Annotated in this window: 15 protein-coding genes; 13 read left to right on the top strand and 2 right to left on the bottom strand. The window is 64.1% G+C overall.

What is annotated here, in order from left to right; all coding sequences use genetic code 11:
• The first annotated feature begins 114 nt into the window (after positions 1-114).
• From J2S97_RS04400 to J2S97_RS04380, 5 genes are read left to right on the top strand one after another with little or no spacing between them, the layout of a single operon-like run.
• A complete protein-coding gene (locus J2S97_RS04400) occupies positions 115-657 on the top strand; it encodes a tyrosine-type recombinase/integrase (RefSeq protein WP_307046974.1) in 543 nt (180 codons plus the stop codon).
• A 4-nt stretch (positions 658-661) separates the two neighbouring features.
• Positions 662-808 carry a hypothetical protein gene (locus tag J2S97_RS04395; protein ID WP_307046972.1) on the top strand — a complete coding sequence of 49 codons (147 nt, stop codon included), beginning with the start codon at positions 662-664 and terminating at the stop codon, positions 806-808.
• On the top strand, positions 805-1,143 hold the full coding sequence (locus J2S97_RS04390; protein WP_307046970.1) for a helix-turn-helix domain-containing protein: 339 nt from the start codon (positions 805-807) through the stop codon (positions 1,141-1,143). Before J2S97_RS04395 ends, J2S97_RS04390 begins: the two co-directional genes overlap by 4 nt.
• Positions 1,133-2,533, top strand: coding sequence for a recombinase XerD (locus J2S97_RS04385; protein ID WP_307046968.1), 1,401 nt, complete (start codon positions 1,133-1,135; stop codon positions 2,531-2,533). Before J2S97_RS04390 ends, J2S97_RS04385 begins: the two co-directional genes overlap by 11 nt.
• Complete coding sequence (locus J2S97_RS04380; RefSeq protein WP_307046966.1) at positions 2,458-2,706, top strand: hypothetical protein; 249 nt, start codon at positions 2,458-2,460, stop codon at positions 2,704-2,706. The genes J2S97_RS04385 and J2S97_RS04380 overlap by 76 nt, the downstream gene beginning before the upstream one ends.
• A gap of 70 nt (positions 2,707-2,776) precedes the next feature.
• Here J2S97_RS04380 and J2S97_RS04375 read toward each other — a convergent pair whose 3' ends face one another.
• Positions 2,777-3,946 carry a hypothetical protein gene (locus J2S97_RS04375; RefSeq protein WP_307046965.1) on the bottom strand — a complete coding sequence of 390 codons (1,170 nt, stop codon included), beginning with the start codon at positions 3,944-3,946 and terminating at the stop codon, positions 2,777-2,779.
• A 610-nt stretch (positions 3,947-4,556) separates the two neighbouring features.
• Here J2S97_RS04375 and J2S97_RS04370 point away from each other — a divergent pair.
• The 8 genes from J2S97_RS04370 (at position 4,557) to J2S97_RS04335 (ending at position 12,318) form a co-directional block, all read left to right on the top strand.
• A complete protein-coding gene (locus J2S97_RS04370) occupies positions 4,557-4,895 on the top strand; it encodes a hypothetical protein (protein WP_307046963.1) in 339 nt (112 codons plus the stop codon).
• Positions 4,896-6,139: 1,244 nt separating this feature from the next.
• Positions 6,140-8,242, top strand: a complete 2,103-nt coding sequence (locus tag J2S97_RS04365; RefSeq protein ID WP_307047744.1) for a heavy metal translocating P-type ATPase — start codon at positions 6,140-6,142, stop codon at positions 8,240-8,242.
• Between the two features lie 68 nt (positions 8,243-8,310).
• The gene (locus tag J2S97_RS04360; protein WP_307046961.1) at positions 8,311-8,805 is read left to right on the top strand and encodes a hypothetical protein; all 495 of its coding nucleotides are present in this window, start codon (positions 8,311-8,313) and stop codon (positions 8,803-8,805) included.
• A 133-nt stretch (positions 8,806-8,938) separates the two neighbouring features.
• Complete coding sequence (locus J2S97_RS04355) at positions 8,939-9,547, top strand: DUF305 domain-containing protein (protein WP_307046960.1); 609 nt, start codon at positions 8,939-8,941, stop codon at positions 9,545-9,547.
• 119 nt (positions 9,548-9,666) lie between these two features.
• Positions 9,667-10,071 (top strand): four-helix bundle copper-binding protein, encoded by a 405-nt coding sequence (locus J2S97_RS04350; protein WP_307046958.1) that lies wholly within the window; start codon positions 9,667-9,669, stop codon positions 10,069-10,071.
• Between the two features lie 417 nt (positions 10,072-10,488).
• The gene (locus tag J2S97_RS04345; protein ID WP_307046956.1) at positions 10,489-10,638 is read left to right on the top strand and encodes a hypothetical protein; all 150 of its coding nucleotides are present in this window, start codon (positions 10,489-10,491) and stop codon (positions 10,636-10,638) included.
• Between the two features lie 159 nt (positions 10,639-10,797).
• Positions 10,798-11,655 carry an SDR family oxidoreductase gene (locus J2S97_RS04340; protein ID WP_307046954.1) on the top strand — a complete coding sequence of 286 codons (858 nt, stop codon included), beginning with the start codon at positions 10,798-10,800 and terminating at the stop codon, positions 11,653-11,655.
• 78 nt (positions 11,656-11,733) lie between these two features.
• On the top strand, positions 11,734-12,318 hold the full coding sequence (locus J2S97_RS04335; protein ID WP_307046952.1) for a hypothetical protein: 585 nt from the start codon (positions 11,734-11,736) through the stop codon (positions 12,316-12,318).
• A 315-nt stretch (positions 12,319-12,633) separates the two neighbouring features.
• Here J2S97_RS04335 and J2S97_RS04330 read toward each other — a convergent pair whose 3' ends face one another.
• Complete coding sequence (locus J2S97_RS04330) at positions 12,634-13,842, bottom strand: alanine racemase (RefSeq protein ID WP_307046950.1); 1,209 nt, start codon at positions 13,840-13,842, stop codon at positions 12,634-12,636.
• Positions 13,843-13,909 lie beyond the last annotated feature (67 nt).

Below are 13,909 nucleotides of genomic sequence, written 5' to 3'. Positions count from 1 at the left end.
CACGTCCTATGTCGCCAACCCCGATTATGGCTGGGACCGGGTCTGCGAACAGCGCTTTGGCACGCATCCGGCCCAGGTCTTCTATGAGTGGAACACCGCGGCTCATGTGCAGAATTGGAAGGCCGGCCGTCCAAACGTCCCTTCACCAGAGAGGAGCTCCAGAAGCTCTTCGACCACGCCGACGACGAGGTGGAACTCATTGAGGCCTCGGGCAAGAAGGGCTGGCAGGCGGCATACCGCGACGCTGTGATGCTCAAAATGGCCTACTCCTACGGGCTTCGGTTCAATGAGCTGCGGCATCTGCAGACCGTCGACTTCGCAACCAACCCGCACGCGCGCAGATTCGGGAAATTCGGCGTCTGCAAGGTCCGGTTCGGCAAGTCCCGCAAGGCATCACCGCCCAAGCCCCGCAGCGTCCTGACGGTCTTCGACTGGACCGCGGGCGTCCTTGAGGATTGGCTAGCCAATGGCCGCGGGACCCTTCACACCCTCGACCTCTTCCCCAGCGAACGCGGCGGACTCATCGTCGAATCCACCCTCCTGCGGCGCTTCCGGCGCTATCTGAATGAGCTGGGAATGCCTGCGGACGGGCTTGACCTGCATTCCCTGCGGCGCTCCTATGCCACGCACCTGTTGGAGGGCCGGATGGGATCCTAGATTCGTGCAATACCAAATGGGCCACGAGTACGCCTCCACCACCGGCATCTACCAATTCGTCAGCGACGACTTCCGCAGCACCACGCTGCGGGCGTCTCTGGACCGCGCGATGGACCAGGCACTCGGCAAACAATCCGGAGGTCAGCGATGAAACGCGAGGTCGAATACACGTGGCGACTCTCTGAGCTGATGGCAGCCCGGGGCCTTCACAACACCAGTGACCTCATCCCCCTGCTCGCCGAGCGCGGAATCATCCTGTCCCGGCCCCAGGTCTACCGCATCGTCAACCAGAAGCCCGAACGGGTCGCCCTCCAGGTCATCGCAGCGATCTGCGACATCTTCTCCTGCGGCCCCGAAGACCTCATCACCGTCACCGCCGCCGACGTCCGCGCGCGCAAGACCGGAACCGCCAACTCCGCCAACGTCGTGGACCTCAACCGCACCGTCCGCCCGCGCCGGGCCCGCATCATCGACGATGACCACTGAACACCCGGAAGGACTCACCCCGCGCAACACCGTCCGCGGACGGCCCCGCACAACCGGAACCATCCAGTGCGCCCGCTGCGGCCGCAACGCCGGCAAGACCAGGGCGAGCTGGCCGGAAGGCAAGATCTGCGGTCCCTGCTTCACCGTGGCGACCCGCACCCACGGCACCTGCCCCGACTGCGGGCAGCACAGACTACTCCCCGGCCCACCCGCACAGGATGGAGGACCACGCTGCGCCCGCTGCGCCGGCATCCTCCACAACTTCCACTGCGCCCGCTGCAACGAGGAAGGTGAGTTCTACCGCCGCGGCATCTGCGCCCGCTGCGCACTCAGGGACGACCTCACCGCCCTGCTGCTCACGAATACGGCCGATCCGGCAACCGCAAACCGCCTGGTCGATGTCCTCTGCCAGGCCGATCGACCGGAAAGCATCATCACCTGGAAACGCTCTGCCAAGGTCCAGACGCTCCTGACCTCCATCTCGAGCGGCCAGACTCCCCTGACCCACGACGGCCTCGACAGCCACCGCGAAACGGCAGGACGGGCAGCCGACCATCTCCGGGCCCTACTCGTCCATCACGGGCTCCTCCCCCACCAAGACCCCTACCTGAACCGCTTCGAAGCCTGGATAGACAACAAGCTCCGCCCCATGCCCGCCGAAGTTGCCAAACCCGTCGAGCATTTCGCCAAATGGCACCACCTCAGACGCATTCGCGCCATGGCAACGACGGACAAAACGGTCCAAAGACCGGTGCATGCCGCCAAACAAGAGATCACCGAGACCATCAGGTTCCTCGACTGGCTCTGGCAGACCCACAACCGCACCGGCGCAACCTTCACCCAGCAGGACGTGGACACCTGGCTCACGACCGGGCCAACCACCCGGAAAGCCATCCGGACCTTCTTCGTCTTCGCTAAAAAGACCGGCACGAACATGCGCGTCGAAATCGGCCACTACGCCGCTAAAATCCGACCCGTTATCCCGCAGGAACAACGCCTTGCCTGGCTACGTGAACTGCTCACCGGCACCAGCGAATCCATGCCTTACAGAGTCGCCGGAACACTACTCCTCCTCTATGCCCAGCCTCTGGTCCGGGTGGCGGCGCTCCGCACCGACGCAGTCAGAATCAACGCCACCACCGGCACGATCAGCATCGCCTTCGGCACGCATCCAGTGCCTGTCCCACAGCCTTTCGCGGAACTCCTCAGCCAGCACCTCCGGACCCGCCCCAACCTCAGAACAGCATCACGTGCGGAAAGCCGTGGCTCTTCCCCGGAATCCGGGCGGGCCAGCACCTCCACCCGAACACGATCATGCTTCGACTTCGAGGCCTCGGCCTCGACCTGCGCGGCGCACGAAACACCGCCCTGGACGAGCACCTCTCCGTAACCCCGCCACCACTGGTCGCCGACGCACTCGGCTACAGCTACCAGGTCGCGTTCCTCCACGCCGACGCCGCCGGCGACGCATGGTCCCGCTACGTCGACCAGCGGACTGAACCCCGAATGAACCGAGGAACCCGATATTCAACCGAGGCGGAAATCGGACGCGAAGAACGCTAAGTAAATGAACTTTGCCCCCACGAATACGCTCATTGCACTGAAGATGCGAGCATTTGGAAGCCAAGGTGGATCACCAGTCCCGCGCGCCTTCAACTCCGGAGAGAAGAGCCGATCGCTCGGCCACGAGAGAACGGCCCAGCTCCAGTTCCCGCTCAGTCATAACCGTGTTGAGTGCGGCGAACAACTCCTCGCGCTCCTCCGTCTCGATGAACGGGGACCGCCCATCGAGGCGATTGAACGCAAGCGCATATTCGCGCCCGAGGTCCATCAAACGGGCCAAGGTGGACTCATCTGGCTGAGGGCCGACCATAGCGAGAAGTTCGCGCCGCGTCTTCTTGAATTGTTCGACAGCTTTCTTGAAGCGGGCTGCGGTAATGTGCCCGCGCCCGTCCCAGTCGCGAAGCGGGTTCTCAAGATTCTCTTGCACCCATTCGGGTTTGCGTGCCTTCAAGATGTTGACGCTCGTGCCGTTAACCACCTCTGACCGCCACCGGGCCCGCATCGCAAGGGCGTACTCGTGAGGCACGCTGTTTAAGTCGAGGTATTCCAGATCGGGAACTTCGGCCGGGAGCAGACAGTCGGCCTTCGTCATGCCGAATAAGTCGGAGATGAAAAGGCCCTTGAGCGAGCTGAGCCGGTTGAGTTTGCCCGCGTTCGCGAACTGCCCGAGGCTTCCGCCGAGCGTCAGACTTGTCAGGTTGGGGAAGATGGCTGTGAGCCGGCCTCCGTCTACTTCGGACAGACCCGTCGTGTTGAGGGTGCGTACCGCGTTTTGGGATGGTGCGCCGTCGGCGAGGACCTGCTCAAGTTCCGCAGGGGTCAGTTCGAGCGCGCCTGTTTCTTGCCAGTCATGTTCGCCCCGGTCCCACGCGCGTTGTCGGGCAAGTTGGTCACCCACGCGCCAGCGGCTGGTGTAGCTATTCGACCGCTGATCGTGCACCAGTGGCAGCCTGCCGAGGACTCGATAACTCCGAGGAAGCACCCAGTCGCAGTTGGCGTGGGACAACCGCCCGTTCCAGGAATGGTGGGTGAGCCGAAGCGGCTCAACTGCATCGAAGTCATCCGTTGTGGACGGCTCGGGACCCGACCAATCGAGTTCGAGCACCCCGACCTTTTTCCAATCGGGGTCGATGTTCGTGATCTGGGCAGCGACCCACTCACCAAGAAGGTCGTTCGGGCAGACGACGACGTCCCCGACGCCAAGGGGGCGCGGCGGACCGTCCGAAGTTGGTGGTGACATCGGGGCAATCCTACGGATCATCTGGAAATACTCAAACGAATACACCCGAACCTGATACGCAGAGGTGCCAGTAGGCAGCCGGAAGGGGCAAAAAGGCGTCTCTTGCTGGACCCCGGGCGGGCAGTTCGCCCTGTTTCCTCAAGCTTCAGGCTAGGAGCGACATTGCCGGGCCTGTCCGCCCGGAACCTGCAATACATGACCGCGATGGTGCGCTCCTGTGACCCGCATTCTGACCACATTCGATCATACGTGGTGCGCTTAAGCAATTACTGCAAAAGTGAGTGAAACATTCGTGTGCCGTCAGCTGGGGCAGGTAATTTCGGCTAAAGGCCCGAATAATTTTCTGGAAAACGGGTAGAAAGTTCTCGGGCGTCCCGGAGGTGCCGGAATTACTCTTCAGTTAACACGCAGTCGGCGTGCCGGCAGCCCATTTAGTAGGGGATGTCTCGTCTGGATGACTGGGCGGTGGATACGGTTGAATTGGGCCTTTGCAAGCGCTAAACCCTCCGGTTTTGCGGACTATGTATCCGCTGAAAGTGCCGGCCAGCACCCACGAAGCTGCAGCTAGGCCACGGTGAAACACGGATACATTCTCGTTGAATGAGGAGTTATGAACATGAAGAAATTACTTGCTTGTGGAGCCGTTACAGGGCTCGTCCTGTTGAGCGGCGCCCCTTCCGCGATCGCCTCCCCACCCCCGAATCATAAGGTGACGTACTGCCATGCCACTGGCAGCGAATCCAACCCGTTTGTCGTTATCACCACAGATGAAGTGGCAGTCGTTGTGGGACACCAGAACCACCAGGATCTTGAAGACGTCATTCCTCCGTTCGATTGGGCACTTCCCAACGTCAGCGGCCATTTCCCTGGACTGAACTGGGGGCCCGGAGCTGCTGACTTCATTGCCAACGGCTGCGTGGAAGTGACGCCGCCGCCATACGGCTCCTAAAACGCCCGCAACATGATGCCGCGGCCAACAACGCGGCATCATGTTGCTCAGCTTCAGGAAGCCATAGGCAACGACAGGCTGCGATCCATCCGCCTGCTGGCTCAGGTCCGTTTTCCAAGAGAGCTTATAGCTCGGCTCCCGCGCCCATTTTGGGTAACCTCGGAAAGAGAAAAGCAATACGCCGCCCAAACAGACCATGCCGCCGGCTAAGGCGGCCAAAGATGCCGGACTCAAGTGGCCCATAACGGCTACAGCAATGAATCCCGCCGCCAGCAGTCCCCAGCACACGATGGTTAGCATTCGCATTACTTTGGCGATTTGCAAGCGAGCGGACTGCGCGGGGTCCGTCGTCGAAGTCATTGCCTGAGCGTAGTTGTATCTCAACTCAAACGAAACAACACACTCATGTTCTCAGATTCGTTCCGACGGATTGATTCACTCTTATGACATGGGTACGCGAGCTGAGATTCAAACATCAGCCCTTATGTCACACCCGCGAATACGCACAAACCGGATACGCAGGGGTGCCAGTAGATCTTTTTAGGCCCTCCCCGCTTGACGGAACCATGACCCTTACTCCGATTGGGAAAGCGTCCTCGGATCATGGGCGCCGCCACCAATTCGACCATCATTCCAGGGCGCTGGGCGGAGCCAGTATGATGCGGTCATGAGAGGAAAACTCCGGACGTCCGGAGCTGCGGCCATTTTGCTGTTCACGATAACCTCATGTTCAACCGCACCAGGGCCCGCCCCGACGGAAACGGTTCATGGCACCACGCCATGCCACGGCCCGTTCGTAGCAGATGTAGACACAAGTGTCCCGGGTGAAGCCACGCCTGAAGGAGCCGCCGTGGCCTGGTCCAAGTCCAGGTCGATGTTGACGCCTTCCGGTGCCCCCACCGATGGGTGGAAGACAATCGATGAGCGGACGGAGCGGAGTGGTGAGCGCACCGTCCGGAGCGGCGACTGGGTCGTCGGTGTCAGCCGCACCCTTTCCGGCGGCTGGATTGTTTCGGGGTTAGGGTGCCGATCCTCCCAGAGCTAGCGCTCCCCCTACGCCAGCCTTGACTGATATACCCCCTGGGGGTATGTTATTGATTGTTGTCAATGAAGTGGTATGTCCAGGCCGGGCTTTGCACCGCCGTCACAGCCGTTCAACCACAGCACCCGTCGAACCCTTCTTCAGGAATGGAACTGACATGTGCGGAACAGAACCCCGTAAAGAGCTGCCCTTGGCTTCTTCCATGGACGGCATGGCTGGCGCCGCCGTCGAACTCGTTGAGGGCGCAACAACCACCACAGGCCACCACGATCACAAAGCACGTCACGACACGCATGATGACCACGTGGTGCACAGCCACGGCCAGCATGCCGGGCACAGCACTGCGATGTTCAAGAACAGGTTCTGGCTGACGCTGGCACTGTCGCTGCCGGTTGTCTTTTTCAGCCCCATGGTGGGCCACCTTCTGGGTTACATGCCGCCAATATTTCCCGGTTCGGCATGGATTCCGCCGGTCCTGGGCACGGTGATCTTTGTCTACGGCGGCATGCCGTTCCTGAAGGGCGGACTGAATGAGCTGAAAGCCCGCCAACCGGGGATGATGCTGCTGATCGGCATGGCCATCACTGTCGCGTTTGCAGCGTCCTGGGTCACCAGCCTGGGCCTCGGCGGTTTCGATCTGGACTTCTGGTGGGAGCTGGCCCTGCTGGTAGCGATCATGCTGCTGGGCCACTGGATCGAGATGCGCGCCCTTGGGTCTGCCCAGGGAGCCCTGGATGCCCTCGCGGCCCTCCTGCCGGACGAGGCCGAACGGGTCATCGACGGAGGTACGGAGACCGTTCCGGTATCCGAACTGTGCGAAGGAGACACGGTCCTGGTGCGCTCCGGTGCCCGCATGCCAGCTGACGGAACCATCACCGGCGGCCAGGCCGAATTCGATGAATCGATGATCACCGGCGAATCCAAAACCGTAACCCGCTCCCCCGGCGACACCGTAGTAGCGGGCACGGTTGCCACGGACAACAGCGTCCGGGTCCAGATCACCGCCGTCGGCGGGAACACTGCCCTGGCCGGTATCCAGCGCCTGGTAGCCGAAGCCCAGGCGTCCTCCTCCAAGGCACAGGCGCTGGCCGACCGCGCCGCGGCCTTCCTGTTTTACTTCGCCGCCGGCGCCGGCATCCTCACCTTCATCGTGTGGACGCTGCTGGGCAGCGTCCCGGACGCTGTTACGCGCACCGTCACCGTCCTGGTCATCGCCTGCCCCCACGCCCTCGGTTTGGCCATCCCTCTGGTGATCGCGATCTCCACAGAGCAGGCCGCACGGGCCGGTGTGCTGATCAGGAACCGGATGGCCTTGGAACGGATGCGCACCATCGACGTCGTCCTCTTCGACAAGACCGGAACGCTGACCACCGGCGAACCGGAGCTGAAAGACATCACCGCAGTGCAGGGCGTGGATGCCGACTCGCTCCTGGCTTTGGCCGCGGCGGTGGAGTCCGACAGTGAGCACCCGGTGGCGAGGGCCATCGTCCGGGCCGCCCGGGAACGGAACCTTGCCATTCCGCACGCCACGGATTTCAGCTCGCTGACAGGGCGGGGGGTCCGGGCAACTGTTGACGGACGCGCTGTCCATGTTGGCGGGCCTGCGCTGCTGCGCGAGCTAGGCGCCGTCGAACCCGATTCCGTGGCCGGGTCCACCCGGGCCTGGATGGTCCGAGGGGCCGCGGTGCTGCACGTCATAGACGAAGGACGGGTTCTGGGGGCTGTCAGCCTCGAGGACAGCATCCGGGCCGAGTCGCGCCAGGCAGTCGCCGCCCTGCAGAACCGGGGCGTCAAGGTTGCCATGATCACCGGTGACGCCCGGCAGGTCGCCCGGGCTGTGGCGGAGGACCTGCACATCGGTGAAGTCTTCGCTGAAGTCCTCCCTGCGGACAAGGACAAGAAAGTCGCCGAACTCCAGGCCCGCGGGATGAAGGTCGCGATGGTCGGTGACGGGGTGAACGACTCCCCGGCGCTGGCCAGGGCCGAAGTCGGCATCGCGATCGGCGCCGGCACCGACGTGGCCATGGAATCTGCAGGGGTGGTCCTGGCGGGAAATGATCCGCGGGCCGTGCTGTCGATGGTGGACCTCTCACGGGCTAGCTACCGGAAGATGTGGCAGAACCTCGTCTGGGCCACCGGCTACAACATCCTGTCCGTCCCGCTGGCCGCCGGCGTCCTGGCCTTCGCCGGGGTGGTCCTGTCCCCCGCCGCGGGGGCTGTGCTGATGTCGGCGTCCACGATCGTGGTGGCTTTGAACGCCCAGCTGCTGCGGAGGGTGAAACTCAATCCCGCCGAGGTACGTTGAACCAGAAGCCCTGACCGGGCCATGCCCGGCCGGTAGCCTTGATCAAACCCTCACGAAGGAGGAACGCCATGACCGTAGTTTGCCGCGGCCCTGTCCCGGCGTTCCTCCTCCGAGCCGGCATCGTCGCCGGGGTCCTGGCCATCCTTGCCGGGATCTTCGGGATGCACGTCATGACCGGTAACCACACCATGCACTCCCCCGCCGCGATGCGAATGCCGGCAACTGTCATGAGCGCCGGGGACAGCCGCACCGGCCACCAAAGTGCGGCCCACCACGACGTACCCGACCCAACAACACACGAGGCCTCAGGGGAACGGGTCTCCCCGACCTTGGCGGCAGGGCGGGCGGCGTCGTGTACATGTTCGGCTGAATGCACCAGCGTCCAGGCGACGAGCGCCGCGTGCATCCCGTCAGCCAAGACAGGAACCTTGACCGCGCCCGAGCCCGGACAAGGGACCCTGACCTCGGAGAACCGGGGCGGGCTCCCGGACCGGATAACTGCGTCCTACGCCTACCTTCCCGGCAGCCCTTCACCGGGTGAGCTGTCCATCAGCCGGACGTAAAACAAGGCACACCGCCGCCCACACGGCGCAGCCCCGTTTTGAAGCGCGACTACAAGGCGCTTCCCGGCATCCTCCAGGATGCTCCCCCCATTTACCGGCCCATGTGGCCGAGACCTTGAAGGACCAATCTCCCATGAACAAGAAACTCCTGACCCTTCCAACAACCGCCATCGCAGCGGCCATCGCCCTGGCCGGGTGCGCGTCCGGCTCCGGCTCCGGCTCTGAGAGCATGCCCGGAATGAACCACGGAAGCTCCAGCAGCGCACCGGCAGCCTCAGCCGAGCACAACTCCGCCGATGTGATGTTCGCCCAGATGATGATCCCCCACCATGCCCAGGCCGTGGAGATGTCAGACATGATCCTCGCCAAACAGGACATCCCCGCCCCCGTCACCGCACTGGCCATCAAAATCAAGGACGCGCAGGGCCCGGAAATCCAGACAATGACGGGCTGGCTCGAGGACTGGAAGGAACCGACGGAAGTGGCTAACGGCCAGACCGGTCATTCCATGAGCGGCATGATGGATGAGGCTGCGCTGAAGGACCTTGAGGCCGCGCAGGGCACCGAAGCCGCCAAGCTGTTTTTGAAGCAGATGATCGCCCACCACGAAGGGGCCATCACGATGGCCAACACTGAAGTGACCGACGGCAAGGATCCCGAGGCCGTGGAACTGAGCAAGCAGATAGTGTCCGCCCAGAAAGCGGAAGTCAAGGAAATGCAGGACCTCCTGGCGACCCTCTGACAGACGGTCGCGTGCCGACGGCCCGTGAGGGCTGTCGGGCCGACAGTGGCGGGTCTACAGTGAAGGGGACGGCCGGGAACGGCCCGGCCGCCCTCTCGCCCAGCGACAGGAGCCGCACCATGAGCCGCATCAGCGCCATGCTCAACGCCCACCCCCAGGGGGACACTGCGCTGAGCAAGGACAAACTGGCTCAATGTATCGCGGCCTGCTTCGAGTGCGCCCAGACATGCACGGCCTGCGCGGACGCCTGCCTGGCTGAAGCCATGGTCGCGGAACTAGCCACCTGCATCCGGACGGACCTGGACTGCGCCGATGTCTGCGCCGCCACAGGAAACGTCATAACCAGGCAGACCGGCGGGCAAACGTCCATCACTTTGGCAGTACTGGAGGCCTGCCAGGCCGCGTGCGCCACGTGCGCTGAAGAGTGCGAAAAGCACGCCGGGATGCACGAGCACTGCCGGATCTGCGCCGAGGCCTGCCGCCGCTGCGAAGCGGCCTGCGGGGTCCTCCTGGCCGCCGGATAAGGCGTTCAGCCGCATCGGTGTCCACGGTTCAGGGCGGCGCCCGAGGACCGGGCAGGCTGCAAGGGCCGTCGCCGGCCTGGCCTTTCTTACCCGTCGCTTTCCCCGGCCCACGATCGGCAGACGTTCCTCCAAGCGGACCTTAGCGGACACCTGCCGGCGCAATGTTCGCGCAACGCCCGACGTGAACCGTGACTGCCACGCTCACGATGAAGCTCAGCGACAATACTGCGATCCCTGAATACGCCGCCAGAAAGTAACTGGCTGGTTCAGGTACAGCATCAATAACCGGTTCCTGGTAATACCAAATCGTGGCCCCTGCGTTGACCCCAAGAACTGCGCGTCCGGTTCCGCGCCGTCGACGGGCGGGGGCACAAACTCCTGCTCAACGGATCGGTCCTTGCAGACCCGGTCAGGTCCGTGCGGGACGGCGGCGATGTTCTTACCGACTTCGCCATCCCCGATCATCTGCGGGACCACGACGGCGGGCGGCTGGTTTTCGCCGTCCATGCGCAGCCCGGACACACCACCGGCGACCTGCTGTCCGTCCAGCTCCTGAAGACTGGTTGATCCGGCAAATATTCCGGCAACGCCGCCCTCTGATGCTTACCTGAAGGTGCCTATTGCACTTCAAAGTGCGTCATCGGGAGACGGAATTGTTCCCCTTCGAGGGCGGTTGGCCATTACGGAAGGCGCCGCTCCGGGCGCCCGGTTATCAAGGAGAATCACATGTCTATCGTTATTGCGGGAGCCACCGGCCAGCTGGGACGACTCGTCGTCGAGGAATTGCTGCACCGCGGTGTACCGGGCGGAGAAATCGTGGCCGGGGGCAGGTCAGCGACACAGCTTGCGGAGCTGGCGGGACTGGGCGTCAAGACCGCATCGGTCGACTACAACGATCCGGCCAGCGTTATCTCGGCGTTGAGTGAAGGCGACACCATGCTGCTGATTTCCGGCAACGATATCCAGAACCGCACAACCCAGCATGAGGCCGTCATAGATGCGGCCGTACGGGCCAAGGTTGCGCACATCCTGTACACCAGCGTGCTGGCGGCTGACAGCACCCCGATCATCCTCGCGCCGGACCATGTGAAGGCCGAGCAGTACATCCGCGCCAGCGGCCTTCCATTCACTTTCCTGCGCAACGGCTGGTACACGGAAAACTATGCCGCTGCCCTGGCCACGGCGCGCGAGACCGGAACCCTGCTGGGGAGCGCCGGCGAGGGGCGGGTGGCGAGCGCCACCCGCGCCGACTACGCAGCTGCCATCGCCGCTGTCCTGACCACCCCGGGACACGAAGGCCACGTCTACGAGCTGTCCGGCGACTACGCCTGGACCTACGAGGAGCTGGCTTCAGCCTTCTCCACCGTCCTGGGGCGCAGTGTCAGCTACCACTCGGTGAATTCAGCAGAGCACGCCAGCGCCCTGGAGGCTGCAGGCCTCGACGCGGCGACGGCCGGATTCCTCGCCGCCCTGGACGGGAACATCCGGGAGGATGCCCTTGCCCTCACCACCGGTGACCTCGCACGGCTGGCCGGCCGGCCCACGACTCCCCTGATTGACGGCTTGCGTCCACTCGCCGTGTGATGCCCGTGGGCATGCTGGAGCGCCTCGGCGGATAATGGCAACCACAGCCAACGTTCAGCGCGGTCAGGAGGGGCCGGAATGGAGACAGTTCCGCGCATCACGGTTGAAGCGCCGGTGCTCAGCATCGGATCCGGCCCCCCAGACTACGAGGAACTCGGCAACTACGTGCACGCCCTGCGCAGGCCGCGGGGACTGCACATGACCCTGCTGCACCTCGGGATCCTGGACGACTTCTCCCGGGACGTCTCGGAGTGGACGAAGGGAGTCACCGATGCGGCCGGTGCCGCCCGCAGCACGTCTGCCTGGCTGCAGCGGCTGCCGGTGCTGGACGGCTTTTCCGGCAGCGCCGAACGGCTGATCACGCTGGGCGGCGGCCGCGTGTCAGGGCTGGACGTCAAGGTCCCGGAGCACGTGCATGAGTATCAGGTCTCCCTGGTCCAGGCTCTCCACGAACTCCTGGACGGGTTGCTGGTGGACAACATCGACGACTTCATCCTCAGCTCACGCGCCCTCGGCTTCAGGTCCCCGCACTGGACACCGCACGTCGCCGTGGGCAGCCCGAGAACGCGGCACGGCGGAACATGGGAAATCGAACCCCTCGTGATCCAGTTCGGCGAATCACGGATCAGGAACCGCCAGTTCCTGCCGGGTGCCGGCCAGTAGGGATGGCAGCCAGCGGGCCGTCGCCCCGCACGCCGCTGGCCCGACGTCGCTAAGCCGATGCCGCCAAGTTGGGCAACAGCTAACGGACGGCAGGCAGGCCGGAGTCGAGGGAGTATTCGAGCTCGATCAGCCCTGCGTCGTAGGTCTTTGCGCCCAGCAGGCTAAGGAGGGTGGGGTCCTGGCCGTGACGTTGGCTGCGAACCCGTCCGCGGTAACAAATTCCTGAACAATCAGCTCTCCCATGATCGACACCCCGCTTCCGTGGTCCGATGGACCTTGCGCCCGGCCGGGACGCCCTTCAACCCGCTCGATTGCTCAGGAGTGCGTGACTGCGAGGGATGCACGGTGGAAATCCGTGTGCCACACGCCAGTTTCCTGTCCTTTTCCGTCGGTGACGGCGTATTCCGGCCAGCGGTCGAAGGCGGAGCACGGGTGGGATATCCCGAAGTCCACCACGTCCGTGACGTCCAGGCCGTCCACTCCGGTAAGCACCGTGTGATGGTCGAAGAGATTGCGCACAACAGCCGTTGCGCCGTCCTTCAGGTCGCCGGCAGCGGTTCTGACTGACAGGACCACCGGCAGCCCGGCGTCGTAGGGGAGGTCCCGCTTGCCGGCACCGACGACGGCGATCCCGTCTTCGGGGGCGGACAGCACGACGGCGCGGACTGTCAGCGCCGGGAGCAGTCCCGGCACGGGACTGACGCTGGCGTACGTGCCGTGGTCGTGCGTGACATAGCAGCCTGACCGGAGGATCCTGCGTGTTCCGGGCACCTGGCTGTCGTCAGGGAGGTATTCCGCCACGCGGTCAGGGAAAGCTGACCCGCCCATGGAATAGATGGGCGCCGGCGTCTCGTAAAACCGGGCGACTTCCAGGTACACGTCCCGCACCAGCCGGCAGTGCCGGTCAACGGCCGCGATCGTCTCTTCCGCCCTGCTGTTGGGCACGACACCTTCATAACCGGCAACGCCGACGAGCCGGAGACCGGGCGCGGAGCGGACCAGCTCAGCGATGCGGACAGCCTCCTGGAGGCTGCGGATCCCCGTGCGCCCGCCGGGGGTTCCGACGTCGAGAAGCACTTCAAGGGCGGCGCCAGCTTCGGCGTCGAATACCTGCGCCGCCGCCTCGGTGCAGGCAGCCGAGTCCACAAAACAACGGATTTCCCGCCCGGAATCCTCCTCCAGCCACGTGCGGAGGCGTGTCAGGCCCAGCCGGTCGACAACCTGGTTGGCGATGAGGACATGCTGCTGTCCCCAGCCGAGAGCTGACGCGGCCTGGTCCACCGTGGCGACAGTTACGCCCACGGCTCCGGCGGCCACCTGGCGGGCGATGATCGGCGCGGACATTGTTGTCTTCACGTGCGGGGCGAGGTCCACATGCCGTTCCCGGCACCAGGCTGCCATCACCCGGATGTTGTTTTCGAGGGCATCATTGTTGAGCCGCAACTGCGGATAAGCCGGGGCAGCGGCGACTGGTGCCGCGGAGCCTCCGTCACGGTCGCTGCAGCGTTGGATCGGGCTGCTCACGGGGCTCCTTTGCAGTTACGGGGCGGGCTCCGCTCTCCGAATACGTCAGCGGGGCCGGCTTGGGCGC

This window comes from Arthrobacter oryzae (assembly GCF_030812315.1).
In the GTDB taxonomy this organism is placed as follows: domain Bacteria; phylum Actinomycetota; class Actinomycetes; order Actinomycetales; family Micrococcaceae; genus Arthrobacter; species Arthrobacter oryzae_B.
This window is presented reverse-complemented; position numbering and strand designations above follow the sequence as displayed.

What these genes read in the sequence shown, in the direction of transcription:
- J2S97_RS04390 (WP_307046970.1), top strand. Translation starts at nt 805, where the DNA reads ATGAAACGCGAGGTCGAATACACGTGGCGACTCTCTGAGCTGATGGCA.
- J2S97_RS04385 (WP_307046968.1), top strand. Translation starts at nt 1,133, where the DNA reads ATGACCACTGAACACCCGGAAGGACTCACCCCGCGCAACACCGTCCGC.
- J2S97_RS04380 (WP_307046966.1), top strand. Translation starts at nt 2,458, where the DNA reads ATGCTTCGACTTCGAGGCCTCGGCCTCGACCTGCGCGGCGCACGAAAC.
- J2S97_RS04375 (WP_307046965.1), bottom strand. Translation starts at nt 3,946, where the DNA reads ATGTCACCACCAACTTCGGACGGTCCGCCGCGCCCCCTTGGCGTCGGG.
- J2S97_RS04370 (WP_307046963.1), top strand. Translation starts at nt 4,557, where the DNA reads ATGAACATGAAGAAATTACTTGCTTGTGGAGCCGTTACAGGGCTCGTC.
- J2S97_RS04365 (WP_307047744.1), top strand. Translation starts at nt 6,140, where the DNA reads ATGGACGGCATGGCTGGCGCCGCCGTCGAACTCGTTGAGGGCGCAACA.
- J2S97_RS04360 (WP_307046961.1), top strand. Translation starts at nt 8,311, where the DNA reads ATGACCGTAGTTTGCCGCGGCCCTGTCCCGGCGTTCCTCCTCCGAGCC.
- J2S97_RS04355 (WP_307046960.1), top strand. Translation starts at nt 8,939, where the DNA reads ATGAACAAGAAACTCCTGACCCTTCCAACAACCGCCATCGCAGCGGCC.
- J2S97_RS04350 (WP_307046958.1), top strand. Translation starts at nt 9,667, where the DNA reads ATGAGCCGCATCAGCGCCATGCTCAACGCCCACCCCCAGGGGGACACT.
- J2S97_RS04340 (WP_307046954.1), top strand. Translation starts at nt 10,798, where the DNA reads ATGTCTATCGTTATTGCGGGAGCCACCGGCCAGCTGGGACGACTCGTC.
- J2S97_RS04335 (WP_307046952.1), top strand. Translation starts at nt 11,734, where the DNA reads ATGGAGACAGTTCCGCGCATCACGGTTGAAGCGCCGGTGCTCAGCATC.